Below are 21,116 nucleotides of genomic sequence, written 5' to 3'. Positions count from 1 at the left end.
TCGAATAAGAAATCGGACAAATAAAAAAGGCGGGACAAGTCCCGCCTTTCCTCTGCCTTGCGGCAAAAATTATGCTGCGACGAGGTTGTCGGCAGACGAACGGCCCGAACGGCGGTCCTGTACGATTTCGTACGTAACCTTCTGGCCTTCATCGAGCGTGGCCAGACCAGCGCGCTGAACAGCGGAAATGTGAACGAATACGTCCGTGCCGCCCTGATCAGGCTGAATGAAGCCGAAGCCCTTGGTCGTGTTGAACCACTTAACAGTTCCCGTAGCCATGGGAAATTCCTTTGTAACATTAGTAGTCGTGTAGTCCGTATGCTTCGCACACGTCCCTGTGGATCGAATTTATGGACAGGAGATCGTCAGGAAGCACGGCAGGCCGGGCGGGTCGCAAAGTCACTTGACCGAAAAATCGATTGCCCGACTATATGCGACAAATTTGACCAATACAAGACAGGCTTTGATATCTCTAAAGGCCTATTTTTGAAATGCTTTTTCATATTCCGATCCAGATGTGATCGCTAACGTCTGCCAAATGCACCTGGAAGAGATGAAAAGAGATGGTTTTATTCCTCAAACGGGGATGCATTTTATAATGCTGCCAGCTGGATAAGCAGGTGCAAGCATCCGATAAAGTGAGCGGTCTGGTTCTCACACAAAAGTTCCAAAATGTTGCTACAGAGTGAGGCCGGAATTGTTTAAGAACAATCCCATGACCTTTGGTATTTACGCCTATATTTACTAGTGGTCTGATTCCAACATTTGCTTCCCTCGTTTCATGTGCTGAGCAAATGTTGGAATTTAAAAGGACCACTAGTAAGTATTTCTATCTAGTGGATTTTTCGAATTTGACGTTTGAAACAACATAGGTGTCAGCCGGAATTCAAACGTCAAATTCAAGCCACTAGCAAAGTTTTGCATCTGCCAAACACAAGCCCGATGAGGAAAGACGTGGTGTCCAAATCAAAGCAGGATAAGCCGCATAGGGCTACTCGCCCGCCTCGTCGTCATCCGGATAAGAGCAAGCAGGACGGCAGCGATCTTCTCTCGCAAGTTCGCATGATGATGAGCGCGTTCTGGGTGTCCCCCGTTCGTAATCAGCTGATCGCCTTGGGAACAGGTATCTTCGTGCTGATCGTTCTGATCGCTATCGGGCAGGTGGCAATCAACCGCTGGAACGTGCCATTTTACAATGCGTTATCGGACCGCAATTTGAGTGCGTTCTTCCATCAGCTATTAATTTTCTTTGCCATTGCCGGCTCAGTTCTCATCCTTAACGTCTCACAGACCTGGCTGAACCAGATGTTCAAGCTGAAGCTGCGCGATGGGTTGGCGCGTGATCTGGTTGGTCAGTGGTTGCAGCCGGGGAGGGCGTTTCGACTGGCAAAGGCTGGCGAAATTGGCATCAATCCCGATCAGCGCTTGCAGGAAGATGCGCGCCATCTGGCCGAAACGACGAGCGATCTCGGCATCAATCTGCTGCAGTCGACAGTCATTCTGGTGAGTTTCGTCGGCGTCTTATGGTCGCTTTCAAGCGGCTTTGTCTTCCATGTATGGGGTTATAGTTTTTCTATTCCCGGCTACATGGTCTGGGCGGCTGTTTTTTATGCGGGTTCTGCGTCGCTGCTTTCGTGGTTTGTCGGTCGCAGCCTCGTCAATCACAATGCCAACCGCTATGCGCGCGAGGCTGATTTCCGCTTCTCGCTGATGCGGGTTAACGAGCATATCGATGCCGTAACACTCGCACGCGGTGAAGCTGATGAACGCCGCAGGCTGGATCGCGATCTCGATGCCGTTTTGAGCGCGATCAAGAGGATCGTCATTGCGACAACGAACCTCACATGGGTAACTGCTGGCTATGGCTGGTTCACGATTATTGCGCCGATTCTTGTCGCTGCACCGGTCTATTTTTCCGGTGGGCTGACCTTCGGTGGCCTTATGATGGCTGTGGGTGCCTTCACGCAGGTACATAATTCCCTACGCTGGTTCGTCGATAATTTCGGCGCTATTGCCGACTGGCGTGCAACGCTTTTGCGCGTTGCAAGCTTCCGTCAGGCTATCTTGCGAATGGATGATATCGGCCATATTGATCGCCAGATCACGCTCGAAACGAACGAAGACGAGCGTTTGACCATCGACGGTTTGTCGATTGCGGTGCCTGATGGGTGCCTCAATCTTGTTGAGAAGCAAGTAGCGATCAACCCCGGCGAACGTCTGTTTGTGACAGGGGCGACAGAGACCGAGCGCAGCCGGTTCTTCCGTGCTCTCGGTGGTTTGTGGCCTTGGGGAAGCGGGCGCATCGGTCTGCCTGCTGGTGATCGCGTGGTGTTTATCCCTCATGCGCCTTATATCCCACCCGGCAACCTGCATGACGCCGTTGTATATCCACTGAATGCTGCCGATTTCTCAAAAAATCAGGTCGCGGAAGTGCTGAAATTCGCGGGGCTGGAGCGTCTGGAACCACAGATTGATCGTACCTTGCGCTGGGATAGGACGCTCACTGATGACGAGCAGCAAAGCCTGGCACTCGCGCGGCTTGTTCTGCAAAATCCAAGCTGGATCGTGATTGATGGCACATTGGACGGTATGGATGAAGAAGCGCGCAAACGCGCCTATGCAATTTTGACCGGCCCATTAAAAGATGCATCCGTCATTCATATCGGCAAAGGTCTTGGGCATAATGGTTTGTTCACACGCCAACTCCATCTTGAGATGGACTTGCAGGCTGATCCACTTCGCCTGCCGCATCAAACAGAAGCAACGGTCTAGGGTTTGTGGGGAATTAGCTACGGCGGTCTTTTCTCCTGTTCAGGACCAAAATCCGTCGCACGCCACGCCCGAAACCTAATTCCCCGCAGACCCTAGAGCTTATCTAGAAAAGTGCGAAGCGGTTTTCAGTGCAAAATGCGCGCAAAAACAAACAGATAGAGCATTGCCGAGTTCGTCATATTGGTGGCTGCTACCAAAGAATAAGGCCGCAGATTCTCATCTGCGGCCTTTTTCGTGTCTCTCAGTTTGATTAATCGCGGAAGTAATCCTGCAGCGGACGGACTTCCATCGACCCGGCCTTAAGCGCTGCAATAGCTTCAGCAGCAGCTTCTGCACCAGCCATGGTGGTGTAGTAAGGCAGCTTCTGCATCAGTGTTGCACGGCGGATCGACTTGCTGTCCGAAACAGCGCTTGCGCTGTCGGTCGTGTTGAAGACCAGATGGATCTGACGGTTGCGGATCGCGTCTTCAACGTGCGGACGGCCTTCGATGACCTTGTTGATCTTGGTCGCTTCCACGCCATTGGCGACGAGGAACTGCTGTGTTCCGCCGGTTGCCATTACCTTGAAGCCGATGCTTGCAAGCTTGCGGACTGCACCCAATACGCGTTCCTTGTCTTCATCGCGAACTGAGACGAAGACCGTGCCTTCGCGCGGCAGCTCAACGCCTGCACCGAGCTGCGCCTTGGCGAAGGCCAGTGCGTAGTCGTAGTCGAGGCCCATGACTTCACCGGTCGAACGCATTTCAGGTCCGAGCAGCGTATCGACGCCCGGGAAGCGTGCAAATGGGAACACGGCTTCCTTGACCGCGATGTGTGGGCGCGAAGGAGCCTGTGGCTTGCCGCCATACGCGCCGAGCGCTTCTTCAAGGCTTTCGCCAGCCATGATGCGGGCCGCAACCTTGGCAATGGGTGTGCCGATGGTCTTGGCAACGAACGGAACCGTACGCGAAGCGCGGGGGTTCACTTCAAGAATGAAGATTTCGCCGTCCTTGATCGCGAACTGGACGTTCATCAGGCCGCCAACATTAAGTGCCTTCGCAAGAGCTTCGGTCTGACGTTCCAGCTCAGCAACGGTTTCAGCGGAGAGCGAGTGAACTGGCAGCGAACAGGCACTGTCGCCCGAGTGAATACCGGCTTCTTCGATATGCTCCATGATGCCGGAAACGAAGCTGGTCTTGCCGTCGCAAAGGCAGTCGACGTCCACTTCGATGGCCTGTGTAAGATAGGTATCGAACAGGAGCGGGTTCTTGCCGAGCAGCGTGTTGATCTGACCGGTCTTGTCGTTTGGATACTTGGCCTTGATGTCTTCAGGGACCAGTTCCGGAACGGTATCGAGCAGATAGGCCTGCAGGCTGCGTTCATCATGGATGATCTGCATGGCGCGGCCACCCAGAACATAGGACGGACGAACAACCAGCGGGAAACCAAGGTCTGCTGCGATCAGGCGTGCCTGTTCAACCGAATAGGCGATGCCGTTCTTTGGCTGGTTGAGACCGAGCTTGATGAGCAGCTTCTGGAAGCGGTCGCGGTCTTCTGCAAGATCAATCGCGTCAGGCGAAGTGCCGAGGATCGGAATGCCTGCCTTTTCCAGTGCATTTGCAAGCTTGAGCGGGGTCTGGCCACCAAACTGTACGATCACGCCATGCAATGTGCCCTTTTCCTGCTCTACGCGCAGGATTTCCAACACATCTTCAGCTGTAAGCGGTTCAAAGTAGAGGCGGTCGGACGTGTCGTAATCGGTCGAAACTGTTTCCGGGTTGCAGTTGATCATGATGGCTTCGTAATCGGCATCGCCGAGTGCGAAAGCGGCATGACAGCAGCAATAATCGAATTCGATGCCCTGACCGATGCGGTTTGGACCACCGCCGAGAATGACGACCTTCTTGCGATCCGAAACCTGTGCCTCGGAGCGAGGCTGACCGACGAATGGCGTTTCATAGGTCGAGTACATGTAGGCGGTTGGCGAAGCGAATTCTGCAGCGCAGGTATCGATGCGCTTGTAAACCGGATGCACATCAAGTTCACCGCGCAGTTTTGCGATATCCTCTGCGTCCTTTCCCGTCAGGCTGGCGAGGCGCGCATCGGAGAAGCCCATGGCTTTCAGCATACGCAGGTTTTCTGCATCCTGTGGCAGACCGTGTTCGCGAACACGCTCTTCGGTCTTCACAATGGCTTCGATTTGTTCGAGGAACCAAGGATCGATCTTGGACGCATCGTGAACCTGCTCGGTCGTCAAACCAAGGCGCATTGCCTGAGCGACCATGCGCAGACGGTCTGGCGTAGGCGTGCCGATGGCGGCGCGGATCGCGTTCTTTTCATCGCCTTCTTCAATATTTGGAATGGCGATTTCATCAAGACCTGTCAGGCCGGTTTCGAGGCCGCGAAGCGCCTTCTGCAAGCTTTCCTGGAAAGTACGGCCAATGGCCATAACTTCGCCGACCGACTTCATTGCGGTGGTCAGGATTGGCGAAGAGCCCGGGAATTTTTCGAATGCAAAGCGCGGAATTTTGGTGACGACATAGTCGATCGATGGTTCGAACGATGCAGGTGTCGCGCCGCCGGTGATGTCGTTGTCGAGTTCGTCCAGCGTGTAGCCGACAGCAAGCTTGGCCGCGACCTTGGCAATCGGGAAGCCGGTTGCCTTGGAAGCGAGAGCCGAAGAACGCGACACGCGTGGGTTCATTTCAATCACGATCATGCGGCCATTGGCCGGGTTGATCGCGAACTGCACGTTGGAGCCACCGGTTTCAACGCCGATCTCGCGCAGCACCGCAATCGAGGCGTTACGCATGATCTGGTATTCTTTGTCGGTCAGCGTCAGGGCTGGCGCAACGGTGATCGAGTCGCCGGTATGAACGCCCATAGGATCGAGGTTTTCGATCGAGCAGATGATGATGCAGTTATCCGCCTTGTCGCGGACGACTTCCATTTCATATTCTTTCCAGCCCAGAACCGACTCTTCGATCAGAACTTCAGTCGTTGGCGATGCATCCAGACCACGTTCGATGATTTCGAAGAATTCCTGACGGTTATAAGCGATGCCGCCGCCGGTGCCGCCGAGCGTGAAGCTTGGGCGGATAATGGCAGGCAGGCCAACCACGTCGAGTGCCTGCGCAGCTTTTGCAAGCGCGTGGCTCATGTAGCGCTGCTTGCGCTCAACTTCGCCCAGCTGCCATTCGGTTTCCAGCTTGTCGAGCGCCTTGTCGAGATCATCGCCAGAATACTGCGACTTCACTTCAGCGCGCTTGGCTTCGTGACGCTTGCGGTCTTCGTCCTTGATTTCGGTCGCATTGGCCAGTCGCGATTCTGGCGTGTCGAGACCGATCTTTTCCATTGCTTCGCGGAAAAGGGCGCGGTCTTCTGCCTTGTCGATGGCTTCTGCATGTGCGCCGATCATCTCAACATTGTAGCGCTCAAGAACGCCCATGCGGCGGAGCGACAATGCAGTGTTCAGCGCGGTCTGACCGCCCATGGTTGGCAGCAGTGCGTCCGGACGTTCCTTGGCGATGATCTTGGCGACGACTTCAGGCGTAATTGGTTCAATATAGGTCGCGTCCGCCAGATCAGGATCGGTCATGATCGTGGCTGGGTTGGAGTTGACGAGGATGATGCGGTAGCCTTCCTCTTTCAACGCTTTACAGGCCTGCGTGCCGGAATAATCGAACTCGCAAGCCTGGCCGATAACAATGGGGCCCGCGCCGATAATCAGGATCGATTTGATATCTGTACGTTTCGGCATGGGGGCGTTTTCCTTGTTCTTAGCCTGCCAGAAAAGCCCGCACGGTTTACCGGCGGGTTGGCAGAGAGAAATTCTGTGGGCTAAGCTGGCCTTATAGGCAATGATGACCCAAAGCGGAACCCCACAAATGCCCTTATTTAAAAGAAAATGCGGGCATTTACGGAAAATCACAAACAAGCGTCGAGATTGCAACCACTCATTGGTGCGTTTGTTGCAGATACGTGTTTGTTTGTGATCCTCGCTCATTTACTTTTTCTGTTGCTGCGCCAACTGTTTGTGCGACAATTGCTTGCAACAGATTGGTGCTGCCTTCTTAACGGCTGGCACGGTGAAGGGGAGTTGGTCCATGCGTTGGCAAGGCCGTAGACAAAGCGATAATGTTGAGGATGTTCGTGGACAACAAAGTGGTGGCCTCGGCGGCGGCTTTGGTCGCGGTGGCGGCATGGGCGGCGGACCGGGCTTTCGCATCGTTCGCGGCGGCGGCATTTCCGGTATTCTCATTCTCGTTGTGATGTTCTTCGTGTTGCGTGCAATTGGCATTGATCCACTGCCATTCCTGTTTGGTGATGGTAGTATCCAGTCTACGCAGACGCAGCAGGGCAGTGGTCGCACGCCTGCTGAGGGCGGCAAGGTCGCCAATGACGAGGCGACACAATTTGCTCGCACCATTCTCGCTGAGACCGAAGATACATGGAGCGGAATTTTCCAGTCGCGCGGACAGACTTACACGCCGCCGACGATGGTTCTGTTTTCGGATGGTGTTCGTTCAGCCTGCGGTATGGCTTCGGCGGCTTCGGGGCCATTCTACTGCCCCGGTGATCGCAAGCTTTATATCGATCTGACGTTCTTCAATGAACTTGCCACTAAGTTCGGTGCATCGGGTGATTTCGCCAATGCCTATGTCATTGCGCATGAGGTCGGCCACCATGTTCAGAATCTGCTCGGCATCCTGCCGCGCTTCAACCAAATGCGTCAGCAGATGAGTCAGGCTCAGGCCAACCAGATGTCGGTTCGTGTCGAATTGCAGGCCGATTGTTTTGCTGGTGTCTGGGGATATTACACAAACCAGAAGGGCATTCTGGAAGCTGGCGATCTTGAAGAAGCGATCAACGCCGCGCACCAGATTGGTGACGATACGCTGCAAAAGCGTAGTCAGGGCTATGTCGTTCCTGAAAGCTTCAATCACGGAACGTCTGCACAGCGCGCCAAGTGGTTCCAACGCGGTTTCCAGAGCGGCAAGATCGAATCCTGCGATACTTTCAGCGGCGATGTCTGATCGCTAAAGCCGATATAAACAACGAAAAAGCCGGGATCAAATCCCGGCTTTTTCTTTTCTTAACAGAGTCTTACAACGGTTCCAGTTAAGAATGAATCGTTGGAACCGCTGTAACTGTTTGTTTTTACGCATTATCCGACGCAAAACCGCTTCGCACTTTTGCTGGAAATGCTTAAATAACAAATCTAGAGCGTTGATTCACGCAGCCTCTTCGCGTTCTGGCAGAAGAGCTTCGCCCTTCTTTTCGCGGATCAGATTGATGAAGCGACGGAAGAGATAGTGGCTATCCTGCGGGCCGGGAGAAGCTTCCGGATGGTGCTGTACGGAGAAGACCGGCTTGCCGATGACGCGCAGGCCGCAATTGGTGCCGTCGAACAGCGATACATGCGTTTCTTCTACATGGTCTGGCAGGCTGTCGGAATCGACCGCGAAGCCGTGGTTCATCGAAACAATCTCAACCTTACCGGTTGTGTAATCCTTGACCGGATGGTTTGCGCCATGATGGCCCTGATGCATCTTCTCGGTTTTCGCACCGAGTGCCAGCGCTAGCATCTGGTGTCCAAGGCAGATGCCGAAAACAGGCAGTTCGGCATCAACCAGCTTCTGGATCGTTGGCACAGCATATTCACCGGTGGCAGCCGGATCGCCAGGGCCGTTCGAAAGGAAGATGCCGTCTGGATTATAGGCCAGTACATCTTCTGCAGTAGCGGTTGCAGGCAGAACCGTGACCTTCGCGCCGAGGCCGGAAAGCAGACGCAGAATGTTACGCTTCACGCCGAAGTCGAGTGCTACGACATGATACTGGTTGTCGGCCTGTTCGCTATAGCCTTCGCCTAGCGTCCACGGGGTCTGGTCCCAGGTCAGGCTCTGGCCGATGGTGACATCCTTTGCCAGATCGAGATTTTCCAGACCGCTCCAGTTTGCAGCGCGGGCCTTGAGAGCGTCGATGTCGAACTTACCTTCAGGATCGTGTGCGATGACGGCATTCTGCGCGCCGCGCTCACGGATCAGCGATGTGAGGGCGCGGGTATCGATGCCGGCGAGCGCGATGACGCCGCGGTTTTTGAGCCAGGTGTTGAGGTCTTCCGATGAACGGAAGTTCGAAGGCGTTGTGATGTCTGCCTTGAAGATTGCACCGACTGCGCCGTGGCGATTGGCTGGCGTCAGGTCTTCGATGTCTTCAGCATTCGCACCGACATTGCCGATATGCGGGAAGGTGAAGGTCACGATCTGTCCGGCATAGGATGGATCGGTCAGGATTTCTTCATAACCGGTGAGGGCGGTGTTGAAGACCACTTCGGCTTCAATCGCGCCGGTTGCGCCAAGGCCCTGACCTTCGATAACGGTTCCGTCTGCCAGAACCAGAATGGCGGTTCGCTTGGTCGTCGTCCAGGGTGCGGTTTTCGATGTGGTTTCGGTCATAGGTGCACTCCTGTGTGGTTTCGCGGCTGCCGTCTGGCGCACGTTTCGAGTTTATCAGTATGCGACATGCGCCTGTTTTCAGCCAGCCAGTTGAGAGGCTGCTTGAAAACTGGAACTTTTAGAGCCATATACGCGCCAAAAAGCAGCGGGGTTAAAAACCTTCCGCCGTGAGCACATGCCGATGTCCTGCTAAGCCTCGAGCAATAGAGAAAGTTGGGCGCGGGGTCAATCGTCTTGATCCACTGTTTCCGGTAATATCGGCGATAATTGCCGAGTTTTTACTTGTGGGATGATGGTTTCGACAGCTCGGCGGATATGCAGCATTGCTGTATAGCTATATTTCTTACCTAACCGTCAGGAGAGACGTTATGCTTCGCCAGGAGATTTCTCAGGCACTTACCAATGCAATGAAGGCACAGGATAAGCTGCGCTTGTCGACACTGCGTCTGATTATGGCTGCGGTTAAGGACCGTGACATTGCTAATCGCGGCGCTGGCAAAGATCCGGTTGGCGACGAGGAACTGCTTGGCATTCTCGGAAAGATGGTCAAGCAGCGCGAAGAATCCGCGCGCATCTATGAAGAAGGCAATCGTATTGAGCTCGCTGAAGGCGAACGTCAGGAAATTGCGATCCTCAATGATTTCCTGCCAACGCAGATGAGCGATGATGAGATCAAGACGGCTTGTGAAACGGTTATTGCAGATATCGGTGCGCAGGGCCTTCGCGATATGGGCAAGGTCATGGCTGCATTGAAAGAACGCTATGCAGGCCAGATGGACTTCACCAAAGCCAGCGCTCTGGTGAAGACACTGCTTCAATAGAAGCGCCTTTGTTGTAAATAAAAAAGCCCCGCTTCTGCGGGGCTTTTTGTTAGCTTTGTTTCGCTGTCTTCAAGCGGGTTGCACTGAGCAGTCCTTGTTCTTCGAGAACCGGATATGCCATCGATGCCAGCAATGAATTAATCTGCTTGAGATCGCGAATGGTGTCGAGATGGATGGTGCTTGTTTCGATACTGCGCGTTGAGCCTTCGCGAAGGCGCGAGAAGTGACGCATACTCGTCTGCTTTTCGAGATCGCGCAGGTTGTCTTTCTCCTGAACCAACAGGCGCGCCGTGCGACCATCACGCGAAACAATCACGTTGAAAGCCATATGCGCGTTGGCCAGCACCATGGCATGGAAGTGGCTCAGCTCCTTCCAGCCTTCCTCGGTGAATTCGAGATTGTGGTCCATCTTCTTTTGCACATGCGCAAGCATGTTGCGGACGATGATGTCGCCGACCTGTTCGAGCTTGACGCAGGCACCCATCAGCTCCTGCATACGGAGCGCTTCAAACTCATCAAGGTCCTTGCTTGCAAGCCTGGTGAGATAAAGCTTGATCGCCGCATGTTTTTTGTCGACCCGGTCATCGAGTGCTGCGAGTTCATTAATACGGGCCTGATCCGGCTTCTCGTAAAGGTCGATAATGCGGCGCAGCATTACTTCGATCGTGTCGCAGACGCCCACAACTTCGCGCGTTGCATTGGCAAGCGCCTGCGAAGGGCGGTCGAGCACCGCATTATCGAGCGCGCTGTATTCTTCGACCTCGATTGGCTGAACGGGGGCATTCTTGTCCGAGTTGAGATGCACCAATGCTTCTGTTGCTCGCAGAACCAGGCCGGACAATGGAATGCCCGCAAGCATGATGATGACATTGAACAGGATATGCGCGTTGACCACCTGCGAGACAGGGTCGCCGCCGAGGAAACCGAGCGAAGGCTTGAAGCTTTCAAACAGCACCAGCATGATCAGCGAACCTGCGCCGCGCATCAGCAAATTGCCGAGCGGGACGACGCGGGTTTCTGGTGGCGCGTTGCGGGTCAGAATTGGGGCGATAATGGACGAGCCGAGATTAACACCCAGCACCATGATAACTGCAAGCTCCGGCGTGATTAGTCCCCGGGACGCGAATGTGGTCAGCAGGATGACGCCTGCAATGCTCGAATGGAACAACCAGGTCATCAGTGCGGCCAGAAGATAAGTCGTCACCGGATCGCTGGACAGATAATCTACGATAATTGGCAGCAGCTCGCTCTGACGCAGCGGCTCCGTGGCCTGTCCTGTCATTTCCAGAGACATAATGAGCAAGCCGATGCCGACGAGGATGCGGCCAATCTGGCGCCAGTCCCGTCGCTCGGTGGTCATGAAAATCGCGGTGCCCGAAACAAGGCAGAGCGGCACAAGCAAGGTCAGATCATAGCTCAGGATCTTGACGACAAGCGCCGATCCAAGTTCGCCGCCGCGCACAGCCATCAAGCCCGCAACGCCGCTCACAATGCCTGATCCGACAAAAGAGCCGACCAAAAGTGTGACTGCGGTGGAACTTTGCAGGGCAATTGCCATGACGAGGCCGAAGGCTATCGCCAGCAGCGGGTTCTGCATCTGATTGCGCAGACGACGGCGTAGCCGATCACCATAGGCGCGCTCCACACCCGTTCGCACCATGCGGGTCGCCCAAAGAAGGAGAGCAACAGCACCAGCAAGATGCAAAAGGACAAGAGAACCGTTCATTGGAACTCCTTTCGGGTTGGAGATTGGGGGATCAAATTTTTCAATTAAGTCTAAACAACAAAAAGAGAAAAAATATGTTCCGGCTAATTATATTAATGAGGGAATATGAGCCTGAAATCCCTCTAAATCAAGCGGCGTCGCTTAAATGTGAAAGATATGTGACAGTTTTATGACATATCGGGCGACGCAGTCCCTATGTACTGCGGACTGTGATTAGCGGGGAGGGCCGCTTCTGTGTCATGGACTGCGTGTTCGCGCGCGCCTATATATGCTGAAGAACAAATTGCCTGCTGAGCTGAAAGAGACAATCGTAATGCGTTTTCCGCCTTCCTTTCTCGATGAGATCCGAGATCGCGTGCCGATCTCGACGCTGATCGGAACGCGCGTTTCGTTTGATCGGAAAAAGAGCAATCCGCCGAAGGGTGATTTCTGGGGCTGTTGCCCGTTCCATGGCGAAAAAACGCCAAGCTTCCACTGCGAAGACCGTAAGGGACGTTACCACTGTTTCGGTTGCGGAGTAACCGGCGATCACTTCAAATTTCTGACCGAGCTGGAAGGCGCAAGCTTTCCTGAAGCAGTGGAGCGCGTCGCTGACATGGCTGGCGTGCCGATGCCCGCACGCGATCCGGAAATGGAAAAGCGCGAAGCGCAGCGCGCATCGCTTTATGATGTGATGGAGCTTGCAGCGCAGTTTTTTGAAAGCCAGCTGCAGGTTGCTGCAGGCGCAAAGGCGCGTGCTTATCTGCGCGATCGCGGACTTTCCAGCGCAACACAGCAGACTTTTCGCATTGGCTATGCGCCGGAATCGCGCAATGCGCTGAAAGAGTTCCTGGCGGGCAAAGGTATCGCGAAAGACCAGATCGAAGCCTGCGGCCTCGTTGTCCATGGTGAAGGCATTGCGGTTTCCTATGATCGTTTCCGTGATCGTATCATGTTTCCGATTGAGGATTTGCGCGGACGCATTGTCGCTTTTGGTGGTCGTGCGCTTTCGGCTGATGCCCCTGCAAAATACCTCAATTCACCGGAAACCGAGCTGTTTCATAAGGGCCGCATTCTTTATAATGGCCTCCGTGCACGCAAGGCGTGTCAGCCACAGGGCGGCGAACCGGCAAAGCCTATCATCGCTGTTGAAGGCTATATGGATGTGATTGCGCTGGCACAGGCGGGCATTGAGCAGGCCGTGGCGCCGCTCGGGACGGCACTGACAGAAGAGCAGCTTGAATTGCTTTGGCGCATCAGTCCTGAACCTATCCTCTGCTTTGACGGCGATGGCGCAGGTGTTCGCGCAGCCTATCGTGCGGCTGATCTGGCATTGCCTACGTTGCAACCGGGTAAATCGTTGCGTTTCGCCATGCTTCCCGAAGGGCAGGACCCGGACGATCTGGTGAAGGCAGAAGGTCCATCAGCGTTTTATTCCGTTTTGCGTGATGCTAAGCCGCTGGTCGATATGGTCTGGACGCGTGAGACTGCCAGCGGCGTTTACGACACCCCGGAGCGCCGTGCGGAACTTGAAGCGCGTTTGCGCGAAATCACCAGCCGCATCGCAAATGAGGACATTCGGCGCCATTATAGTCAGGAAATGCGTGACAGAGCTCAGGCATTTTTTGGGCAGCGACGGCAAAATAATGGCGGAAATACGTTTAATCGTGGCAAAGATAAGGCGCGAGGCCCTCAGCAGGGTCGCGGCGGTGCTGCCTTTGGCGGTCGTCTGTCGTTTTCTGACAGTCTGACACGCTCCAACATGGTCAAAGGCCGCAACGCGCCGCTGCGCGAAACGGCAATCGTTTTGATGCTGCTTAACCATCCGCGTTTGATCGAAGAAGATTTTGAGACGATGGCCGCACTGGATCTTGAGCACGAGGCCTTGAAGGTATTGCATCTGGCAATGCTGGATGTGCTGGCCTCCAATCATGTCGAAGATGGATACGCGATGCGCAAGGCGCTGGTTGCGGCCGGGCATGTCGAATTGATCGAGACGCTTGAAGCTGTTGTCAGGCGTACCCGCGAGTGGACGGCCACGGCGCAGGCGGCCGAGGATGATGTTCGTGAAGCCTTAAAACAGGCGCTTCACTTGCATCAGCGGGCGCGCACCCTACATAGGGAGTTGCGCGCTGTCGAAGCATCGCTTGATAGGGATGAAACGGGTGAAATTTTCGCCCGACTTATTGATATTCAGAAACAGATTGCTCAGGCAGAAGCAACCGAAGCCCTCATTGACGGGTTTGGACTTTCATCGGGACGCGCACCGGGAAGTTCGTGATTTCAGTCATGCTGCCTGCAATCAGGTAAACGCGTAACAGTTTAATGTCACAGGCCCCGAATCACCTGGAAACGGCGAAAGACTTCAAACTGCCGGAAATGGCGGGTTTGCGGGAATTTGAGGCGTTGAAAACGGCCGAGAACGCGCCGCGACAATAAATGATTCGCTTTTTGGACCCGAATCAGGTGAGTCGCTCTTGACGTGCGGCACAAATGACGGAATCACGACAGTTCGAGCAAGGATTAAAGAACTGATATTGATAAACGTTCCCTAAGTGGACTCCTGAAATCAGCCTTGATGGGCCATAATAACAGACCGGGCAGGGCCTTGAAGGCGACCATTGATCCCGGATCTACCCACAAGAATTTGGAGACGAAAGGGTCCGTTAATACCGGCAGGGTTAATCCGGCATTAACGTGAAATCAGCTATTCGCAGAATCAACAGTTAAACGGCGCTCTCGCAAAACCGTTTGACCACTCTATATATCTTAGAAGCGACCGGTGTCGCCTGGAGACGAGCAATATGGCAACGAAGGTTAAGGAAAACGAAGAAGCCGAAGTCGAGCGCGAAGGTGCGACCGACGGGCCGCTTCTCGACCTTTCTGACGATGCTGTCAAGAAGATGATCAAGCTCGCGAAGAAGCGCGGCTACGTCACTATGGACGAGCTGAATGCCGTGCTGCCTTCCGAGGAAGTGACATCCGAGCAGATCGAAGACACGATGGCCATGCTTTCGGACATGGGCATCAACGTCGTTGAAGACGACGAACAGGAAAACGATCGCGACGACAACAACGACGACGACAATGAAGAAGGCGGCGACCTGGTCGAATCGACCGGAACGGCTGTTGCTGCCACCACTACCAAGAAAGAGCCGACCGATCGTACGGACGATCCGGTGCGCATGTATCTGCGCGAAATGGGTTCCGTCGAGCTTCTGTCACGCGAAGGCGAAATCGCCATCGCAAAGCGCATTGAAGCCGGTCGTGAAACGATGATTGCAGGGCTTTGCGAAAGCCCGCTGACATTCCAGGCGATCATCATCTGGCGTGAACAGCTGAATGAATCCAACATTCTGCTGCGTGAAATCATCGACCTTGAAACCACTTATGCCGGACCGGAAGCCAAGCAGGCTCCGATTGTCGAGCGCGTGGAAGAAGAAAAGCCGCGTGATGACAAGGGTCCGCGCCGTTCGCGTGATGACGACGACATTACCAATGTCGGCGGTGACATGCCTGCGGAAGAGGAAGAAGAAGACGAGGATGAAGCCAACCTGTCGCTGGCGGCTATGGAAGCCGAACTGCGCCCACAGGTCATGGAAACACTCGATCTGATCGCAGATACCTATCGCAAGCTGCGTAAGCTGCAGGACCAGCAGGTTGAAAGCCGTCTGGCTGCTGCCGCTGATCTGTCTTCCAGCCAGGAACGTCGTTACAAGGAACTGAAGGATCAGCTGATCAAGGCGGTTAAGTCGCTTTCGCTGAACCAGAACCGTATCGAACAGCTGGTTGAACAGCTTTACGACATCAACAAGCGTCTCGTTCAGAACGAAGGCAAGCTGCTGCGTCTGGCTGAATCGTTTGGCGTGCGTCGTGAAGAGTTCCTGAAGGAATATCAGGGTCACGAACTTGATCCAAAGTGGGTTGAGCGCGTCGGCACTCTGGCTGCTCGCGGCTGGAAAGACTTCGCCACGAAGGAAGAACGCACGATTGATCGTCTGCGTTCGGAAATTCAGATGTTGGCTACTGAAACCGCGATTTCGATTGGCGAATTCCGTCGCATCGTCAATCAGGTTCAGAAGGGCGAACGCGAAGCAACCATCGCCAAGAAGGAAATGGTGGAAGCCAACCTTCGTCTCGTTATCTCGATTGCCAAGAAGTACACCAATCGTGGCCTTCAGTTCCTTGATCTTATTCAGGAAGGCAATATCGGTCTGATGAAGGCGGTCGATAAGTTCGAATATCGCCGTGGTTACAAGTTCTCGACCTATGCGACCTGGTGGATCCGTCAGGCGATCACCCGTTCGATTGCCGATCAGGCCCGCACCATCCGTATTCCGGTGCATATGATCGAAACGATCAACAAGATCGTTCGTACCTCGCGCCAGATGCTGCATGAAATCGGTCGTGAACCAACGCCGGAAGAATTGGCTGAAAAGCTGGCCATGCCGCTTGAAAAAGTGCGCAAGGTTCTGAAAATCGCCAAAGAACCAATTTCGCTTGAAACGCCAGTTGGTGATGAAGAAGATTCACACCTGGGCGATTTCATCGAAGACAAGAATGCGCTGCTGCCAATTGATGCGGCCATTCAGGCAAACCTTCGCGATACGACGACCCGCGTTCTCGCATCGCTTACACCGCGTGAAGAACGCGTGCTGCGTATGCGTTTCGGTATCGGCATGAACACTGACCATACGCTTGAAGAAGTCGGTCAGCAGTTCTCGGTAACGCGCGAACGTATCCGTCAGATTGAAGCGAAGGCACTGCGCAAGCTCAAGCATCCGAGCCGCTCGCGCAAGCTGCGTTCGTTCCTCGACAGCTAATAACTCCTCGCCCGATGCCGGATACGGTTTCGGGCGATTTTTATAAAGAGGGAGCGTTATGTCTTTTCTGAAGCGTCTTTTTGGCGGTGGCTCTGTTGAAGAAACCCCAGCAGAACCGAAAGAAGCTGGGCGTCTTGAACACAAAGACTTTCTGATCATCGCGACGCCTTACAGCGAAGGCGGCCAGTATCAGGTTTGCGGTGTTATCTCGAAGACGATCAATGGTGAGCTGAAAGAACATCGCTTTGTGCGCGCTGATCGCTGCCCTGGCATTGAAGATGCCGCGAGCATTTCGCTTAATAAGGGCCGTCAGATCGTGGATGAGCAGGGCGAAGCTATCTTCCGCTAAGCGAACTACAATAAATTGAAAAAGCCGCGCATGAACACTGCGCGGCTTTTTTGTGTGCTCTAGTTATTTATTATCTCATTATCCTACGCAAAAGGGCGACCTTTGTGCGTCCGAATGGACGCACGGCGCTCTACAGCATCGGCCCGAAAATCGGAATCGATTTTCGGAAAGCACGATGCGTAGATTCGATAGTTTAGAGCGTCCTTTGTGCGCTCAAAAGGGCGCACGGCGCTCTAATGCGGATGGCAGACGAAGCCGACCATCTTTCGAACCACTGGCAGGATGGCAAGCAGGACCGGGAAGGCTATTGCCCAGGACAGAGCCCACGAAGTCATCCAGCTATAGGCCAGATCAGGGTGGGCAAAGCCAAGGCTTTTCGCCGTTGCGATCAGCGAGACGACGAACGTCATCATGATCGAAAGAATGAATGGCATCACAATAGATGCATAACGCGCTGGCAGTTTTCTGCGGCGTGACCCGTTAAACTGAGACATATGTATTCCTGAATATTATGCGGGGAACGCGCAACGAAACATCAAAGCGGATAGCTGTTCCCAGCTAAATTGATGCGTTGCCTAACGTAAGACGCTTACGGTCATAAGGATGACGAAGGTTGTCTAACGCAAGAATGCTCAGCATTCAATAGGGAAGGGCGGCGATTTGCCCATGCCCAAAAGTATCTAATTGCACTATATGCAGCGTCATGGATAAGAAACCCTTCTGGCAAACCAAATCTCTAGAGCAGCTCAACCGACAGGAATGGGAAAGCCTGTGCGATGGATGCGGTCAGTGCTGCCTGCATAAATTGCTGGATGACGACACTGAGGAAGTCTACTGGACGACTGTTGCCTGTACACTTCTGGATGCAGAGAGCTGCAAGTGCAGCGACTATCCGAACCGTCGCAAAACGGTGCCGGATTGTGTGTTCCTGACGCCTGAGATCGTTCATGAAGTCAATTGGCTTCCGGCTACCTGTGCTTATCGCTTGGTTGCAGAAGGTGCTGATCTCTATTGGTGGCACCCTCTGGTATCAGGTTCGCCAGATACGATCTATGAAGCCGGGGTCTCCGTTCGCGGCAAGGTGACGGCTTTTGATCATGAACTCAAGGATGAAGAAGAATACATCCAGCACATGGTGCCATTGGATTAATCATCTTAATAGGGTGCATTAATTAAGTTTAATGTTCGCTCTTTAGCGATTTCGGTTTGGCGCTACTTTTCAACTTAAGTGATTGTTTTATATTATTTTTATGAGGATACGTTGTATCGGTCCTTGACGGTGTTTACCAAACTGAACGCTATATGAACGTGAGCTTGGCTTTCCGTTCATGTTCGATGGCCTACTTATCGGATGTCTCGGGTAAAGATCACCTGATAAAAGTTCGAAAGGGTTTTAAGATGTCCGCAATGTCGCTCAAGTCATTCGTTGTCACTGCTGCAATCGGTTTCGCTGCCGTCTTCACCGCTGGTGCTTCGGCAAATGCTGCATCGCCTGCATCCGTGCCTGCGGTCAGCACCGCAGCGCATTCGCCTGTGATCAACATCGATTATCGTGGTAATCGTCATCATGGACGTCCTGCCTATCGCGGTCCGGCCTGCTCGGTTGAAGGCGCCAAGATGAAGGCACACCGCATGGGTATTCGTAACGCACGCGTTGCTTATCGCGGAAAATCGGTTCAGGTACGCGGCTTCCGCCATGGTCGCCCGACCGGCGTTGTATTCGCCAATGTACGCGGTTGCCCAATCATCCGTTAATCGGACCTAGTGACTAAACAAAAAGCCAGCCTGAAACTCAGGCTGGCTTTTTCTGTTGTCTTAGACTGGTAGAGTAAAAGGGGCGCGTGAACGCCCCTTCTTTGTCGTTATTCCTTGATCTCGAAAACGACGTTGACCGAAACATTATAGCTGTTTTCACCGGCTGCGACTGAAACGGAATCCTCAGGGGCAGCGGCTGACATCATCTTGGCCTGACGCGCGATTGGCATCGGCATAGGCGGACGGCTCTGTTCGTTGATTTCAACGACCCGACCAAGGCCAACACCTGCTGCATCGGCAAGGGTCTTTGCCTTGGCAATAGCATCAGCAACGGCACGCTTACGGGCTTCGTTGATCGTGGAAGCTGGATTATCGTTCACGAAGGTAAGGTCGCCGCCCTGATTGACGCCAAGCGTTACGGATTCATCGAGGACATTGCCAACCTTGGCCAGATCACGCACACGCACGCTCAGGCTGTTGGATACGCTATAACCGCTGATTTTTGGTTCTTTCAGGCCATTCTTGTCGTCTGGGTAGACATAACGCGGCTGAATATTGATGCCGCTGGTCTGGAGATCACGCTCCTCGACGCCGGCCTTTTTCATTGCTTCCAGCACCTTGGCCATTGCTTCATTATTGGCCGTCATTGCTTCGCGTGCCGTTTCAGCATCGCGCAATACAGTGAGGTTCAGAATTGCCATGTCCGGGGCAGAGTTCATCTTGCCTTCGCCGGTCACTGCAATGCGTGCTGGCTGCTTCGTCATGTGATTCTCCTGCGCTGCAGCTGGCAGTGAAAATGCACCTGCAAGCATGATTGCCGAAAATGAAGTGGCAAGAAGGGTAGTAGCGCGGTTGTTCATAAAATCTCCTGTAGAGAAAGTTGAGGCAGCTTGTGCAAAGCAGACTCCTTGAGAAGCCATTTCTGCTTTGTCATTGAGTGTATTTAAGTTCCCTCTAAAGCAAAACGCCACAATATCTGGCCTGAAACGCAGTTGATTTGCAACCTGGCGGTTCAATTCAGATGAATCGTGTCTTGAGTTGCATGAATGACAATCGAATATGTGCGCATTAGGGCAACTCGTGTAATTGACAGCTTGTGTCGTATCTTTCTTTAGGGTAGGTGCAGTGTTGCGTGGGCCTGTAGCTCAATTGGTCAGAGCCGGCGGCTCATAACCGCTTGGTTGGGGGTTCGAGTCCCTCCGGGCCCACCATTTCTGTCTTCGGACGTTGTTTTTCCATCGTTTTTTCCTCGATTTGTCTCACCGGAATTCCGGTGTAGCGTGACGCGATTTTTCGGAATTTTGTCAGGGGAAATCGGAATCATCGAAATTCCAGTTGCCTTGTCAAGGAGCGTTTAAAGCGCTTTTAAAGTGCCTTCACAGATAAAAGAAAGCCCCAGCACTTGCCGGGGCTTTTATCATTTGAAGCGAAACTCAATATCGAGTGCCGGTTGATCGCCTCCGGAGACATGGAAGCGATCAATTTCAACCAGATCACTATCTCGCCACTTAGCTTGAAACTGGTTTGCTTGCTTCATTAAACGATGAACCGCATACACCTGAGCTTTAGGGTTCATGGCAGCTAATTGGTTCTTAGTAATCCCTGAAAGGCTGTAAAGCTCGACGAGATCGCTAGAGAAGTCCTCTAGTGTCTGGTTCTGATCTCCGCCAAATGCGGCTGATGACCAGAGTAAGAGAGCCGTGGCGAGTAATGATGCGCGTTTCATTTTTGATGCCCCTTCTTAATATGCCTTGACGCTAAGCGTCCTCGTTTGGGCTGGCAATGGTAGAACTGCAAGGCGTAATTGCCATCGACAGTCATTAGTGCGGCCCGCTGATAATCAACTCACGAACCGGCTTTCCAGAACGACGACAAATAGACCACGCTGTTTGCGCCAAAGTTCTTCCTTCAATATCTCTGGCTTTGCTATTGAGAAGGATTTTCCATTGCGCCAGCACTACCTGTCCTTGTGGTGCATTGGCCCATTTTTGGCAGCATGACGTCTTTTTTCCAGTCAACACCAGCTGCTCGTTTAAGCCAGCTTTTCAGGCTTTCAATTGCCTTGTTGGCAGCAGCTGGATTGTGAAGAAAACGCACATGGTCGAGATTTGTTTGGCGCTTAACGAATGCAATAAGCGCCTCGTCAGAGCCATTGGTCACGACACCGAGATTGTAACCAGCTATCCACATGGCCTGCAGTGTTGAGGCATATTTGCCTTCAAGGCGTTTTCGACTGTCCTTTAAAGGCCGCTTAGCGGCGGGATCGAAACCCTTCTGCTTTAAGTCTTCGATGACATTCTGCTTTTCGACCTCAGTCATGACGCGCAGAGAAACTTTGCCGGTCACGCGGTGAAGCATGCCGCGATAGGTGTCTTCGTCAAGGCCGAGCTGGTTCTTGGCGATATTTATAATTGTCGTTGAGCTCATTTCAGAACTCCTTCTTTGAGCTTACAA

16 protein-coding genes and 1 tRNA gene are annotated in these 21,116 nt (G+C 53.4%); 9 read left to right on the top strand and 8 right to left on the bottom strand.

The features are described 5' to 3' along the window. Nucleotides 1-69: 69 nt before the first annotated feature. A complete protein-coding gene (locus ABWV94_RS11460; protein WP_007875924.1) occupies nucleotides 70-279 on the bottom strand; it encodes a cold-shock protein in 210 nt (69 codons plus the stop codon). A gap of 675 nt (nucleotides 280-954) precedes the next feature. Between ABWV94_RS11460 and ABWV94_RS11455 the strand changes: the two genes are divergently transcribed. After that, nucleotides 955-2,772 (top strand): ABC transporter ATP-binding protein/permease, encoded by a 1,818-nt coding sequence (locus ABWV94_RS11455; RefSeq protein ID WP_083898634.1) that lies wholly within the window; start codon nucleotides 955-957, stop codon nucleotides 2,770-2,772. Nucleotides 2,773-3,022: 250 nt separating this feature from the next. On the opposite strand, the gene carB is transcribed toward ABWV94_RS11455, so the two are convergent. Beyond that, nucleotides 3,023-6,511: a carbamoyl-phosphate synthase large subunit gene (gene carB, locus ABWV94_RS11450; protein WP_079212107.1), complete on the bottom strand. Its 3,489-nt coding sequence runs from the start codon at nucleotides 6,509-6,511 to the stop codon at nucleotides 3,023-3,025. A gap of 346 nt (nucleotides 6,512-6,857) precedes the next feature. On the opposite strand from carB, the gene ypfJ reads away from it, so the two are divergent. Continuing rightward, complete coding sequence (ypfJ, locus tag ABWV94_RS11445) at nucleotides 6,858-7,787, top strand: KPN_02809 family neutral zinc metallopeptidase (protein WP_113497946.1); 930 nt, start codon at nucleotides 6,858-6,860, stop codon at nucleotides 7,785-7,787. A gap of 198 nt (nucleotides 7,788-7,985) precedes the next feature. On the opposite strand, the gene carA is transcribed toward ypfJ, so the two are convergent. Next, complete coding sequence (carA, locus tag ABWV94_RS11440; protein ID WP_353413641.1) at nucleotides 7,986-9,209, bottom strand: glutamine-hydrolyzing carbamoyl-phosphate synthase small subunit; 1,224 nt, start codon at nucleotides 9,207-9,209, stop codon at nucleotides 7,986-7,988. Between the two features lie 368 nt (nucleotides 9,210-9,577). Between carA and ABWV94_RS11435 the strand changes: the two genes are divergently transcribed. Continuing rightward, on the top strand, nucleotides 9,578-10,030 hold the full coding sequence (locus ABWV94_RS11435; RefSeq protein ID WP_007875918.1) for a GatB/YqeY domain-containing protein: 453 nt from the start codon (nucleotides 9,578-9,580) through the stop codon (nucleotides 10,028-10,030). A gap of 49 nt (nucleotides 10,031-10,079) precedes the next feature. Here ABWV94_RS11435 and ABWV94_RS11430 read toward each other — a convergent pair whose 3' ends face one another. Next, nucleotides 10,080-11,756: a Na/Pi cotransporter family protein gene (locus ABWV94_RS11430; protein WP_112805645.1), complete on the bottom strand. Its 1,677-nt coding sequence runs from the start codon at nucleotides 11,754-11,756 to the stop codon at nucleotides 10,080-10,082. Between the two features lie 313 nt (nucleotides 11,757-12,069). On the opposite strand from ABWV94_RS11430, the gene dnaG reads away from it, so the two are divergent. The 3 genes from dnaG to ABWV94_RS11415 all read left to right on the top strand — a co-directional run bounded on the left by dnaG (nucleotide 12,070) and on the right by ABWV94_RS11415 (nucleotide 16,907). Next, nucleotides 12,070-14,016, top strand: coding sequence for a DNA primase (gene dnaG, locus ABWV94_RS11425; protein WP_113498122.1), 1,947 nt, complete (start codon nucleotides 12,070-12,072; stop codon nucleotides 14,014-14,016). Between the two features lie 523 nt (nucleotides 14,017-14,539). After that, nucleotides 14,540-16,558 (top strand): RNA polymerase sigma factor RpoD, encoded by a 2,019-nt coding sequence (gene rpoD / locus ABWV94_RS11420; RefSeq protein ID WP_079212105.1) that lies wholly within the window; start codon nucleotides 14,540-14,542, stop codon nucleotides 16,556-16,558. A 58-nt stretch (nucleotides 16,559-16,616) separates the two neighbouring features. Beyond that, a complete protein-coding gene (locus tag ABWV94_RS11415) occupies nucleotides 16,617-16,907 on the top strand; it encodes an HlyU family transcriptional regulator (protein WP_353413638.1) in 291 nt (96 codons plus the stop codon). Nucleotides 16,908-17,140: 233 nt separating this feature from the next. Here the strand turns inward: ABWV94_RS11415 and ABWV94_RS11410 are convergent, their stop codons facing one another. After that, nucleotides 17,141-17,401, bottom strand: coding sequence for a DUF2798 domain-containing protein (locus tag ABWV94_RS11410; protein WP_079212104.1), 261 nt, complete (start codon nucleotides 17,399-17,401; stop codon nucleotides 17,141-17,143). 209 nt (nucleotides 17,402-17,610) lie between these two features. Here ABWV94_RS11410 and ABWV94_RS11405 point away from each other — a divergent pair, with 209 nt between their 5' ends. Together ABWV94_RS11405 and ABWV94_RS11400 are read left to right on the top strand one after the other, a co-directional pair. Continuing rightward, entirely contained in the window at nucleotides 17,611-18,057 is a 447-nt protein-coding gene (locus ABWV94_RS11405) for a YcgN family cysteine cluster protein (RefSeq protein ID WP_007875906.1), read from the top strand. A 248-nt stretch (nucleotides 18,058-18,305) separates the two neighbouring features. Further along, a complete protein-coding gene (locus tag ABWV94_RS11400; RefSeq protein ID WP_007875905.1) occupies nucleotides 18,306-18,662 on the top strand; it encodes a hypothetical protein in 357 nt (118 codons plus the stop codon). Nucleotides 18,663-18,769: 107 nt separating this feature from the next. Here the strand turns inward: ABWV94_RS11400 and ABWV94_RS11395 are convergent, their stop codons facing one another. After that, a complete protein-coding gene (locus tag ABWV94_RS11395) occupies nucleotides 18,770-19,522 on the bottom strand; it encodes an SIMPL domain-containing protein (RefSeq protein WP_353413635.1) in 753 nt (250 codons plus the stop codon). Nucleotides 19,523-19,796: 274 nt separating this feature from the next. Here ABWV94_RS11395 and ABWV94_RS11390 point away from each other — a divergent pair. Continuing rightward, nucleotides 19,797-19,873, top strand: a tRNA-Ile gene (locus ABWV94_RS11390). A gap of 206 nt (nucleotides 19,874-20,079) precedes the next feature. Here ABWV94_RS11390 and ABWV94_RS11385 read toward each other — a convergent pair. Both ABWV94_RS11385 and ABWV94_RS11380 read right to left on the bottom strand, forming a co-directional pair. Beyond that, nucleotides 20,080-20,388, bottom strand: a complete 309-nt coding sequence (locus tag ABWV94_RS11385) for a hypothetical protein (protein ID WP_113497952.1) — start codon at nucleotides 20,386-20,388, stop codon at nucleotides 20,080-20,082. A gap of 200 nt (nucleotides 20,389-20,588) precedes the next feature. Beyond that, a complete protein-coding gene (locus ABWV94_RS11380; protein ID WP_353413633.1) occupies nucleotides 20,589-21,089 on the bottom strand; it encodes a regulatory protein GemA in 501 nt (166 codons plus the stop codon). Between the last annotated feature and the right edge of the window lie 27 nt (nucleotides 21,090-21,116).

Source organism: Brucella sp. NBRC 12953 (assembly GCF_040369775.1).
Taxonomy (GTDB): domain Bacteria; phylum Pseudomonadota; class Alphaproteobacteria; order Rhizobiales; family Rhizobiaceae; genus Brucella; species Brucella pseudogrignonensis.
The sequence above is the reverse complement of the archived record's forward strand: the minus strand, read 5'-3'. Positions and strand labels throughout refer to the sequence as shown.

Excerpts from the sequence above, each read along its gene's own strand:
- ABWV94_RS11460 (WP_007875924.1), bottom strand. The coding sequence starts at position 279 with ATGGCTACGGGAACTGTTAAGTGGTTCAACACGACCAAGGGCTTCGGC.
- carB (WP_079212107.1), bottom strand. The coding sequence starts at position 6,511 with ATGCCGAAACGTACAGATATCAAATCGATCCTGATTATCGGCGCGGGC.
- ypfJ (WP_113497946.1), top strand. The coding sequence starts at position 6,858 with ATGCGTTGGCAAGGCCGTAGACAAAGCGATAATGTTGAGGATGTTCGT.
- carA (WP_353413641.1), bottom strand. The coding sequence starts at position 9,209 with ATGACCGAAACCACATCGAAAACCGCACCCTGGACGACGACCAAGCGA.
- ABWV94_RS11435 (WP_007875918.1), top strand. The coding sequence starts at position 9,578 with ATGCTTCGCCAGGAGATTTCTCAGGCACTTACCAATGCAATGAAGGCA.
- ABWV94_RS11430 (WP_112805645.1), bottom strand. The coding sequence starts at position 11,756 with ATGAACGGTTCTCTTGTCCTTTTGCATCTTGCTGGTGCTGTTGCTCTC.
- dnaG (WP_113498122.1), top strand. The coding sequence starts at position 12,070 with ATGCGTTTTCCGCCTTCCTTTCTCGATGAGATCCGAGATCGCGTGCCG.
- rpoD (WP_079212105.1), top strand. The coding sequence starts at position 14,540 with ATGGCAACGAAGGTTAAGGAAAACGAAGAAGCCGAAGTCGAGCGCGAA.
- ABWV94_RS11415 (WP_353413638.1), top strand. The coding sequence starts at position 16,617 with ATGTCTTTTCTGAAGCGTCTTTTTGGCGGTGGCTCTGTTGAAGAAACC.
- ABWV94_RS11410 (WP_079212104.1), bottom strand. The coding sequence starts at position 17,401 with ATGTCTCAGTTTAACGGGTCACGCCGCAGAAAACTGCCAGCGCGTTAT.
- ABWV94_RS11405 (WP_007875906.1), top strand. The coding sequence starts at position 17,611 with ATGGATAAGAAACCCTTCTGGCAAACCAAATCTCTAGAGCAGCTCAAC.
- ABWV94_RS11400 (WP_007875905.1), top strand. The coding sequence starts at position 18,306 with ATGTCCGCAATGTCGCTCAAGTCATTCGTTGTCACTGCTGCAATCGGT.
- ABWV94_RS11395 (WP_353413635.1), bottom strand. The coding sequence starts at position 19,522 with ATGAACAACCGCGCTACTACCCTTCTTGCCACTTCATTTTCGGCAATC.
- ABWV94_RS11385 (WP_113497952.1), bottom strand. The coding sequence starts at position 20,388 with ATGAAACGCGCATCATTACTCGCCACGGCTCTCTTACTCTGGTCATCA.
- ABWV94_RS11380 (WP_353413633.1), bottom strand. The coding sequence starts at position 21,089 with ATGAGCTCAACGACAATTATAAATATCGCCAAGAACCAGCTCGGCCTT.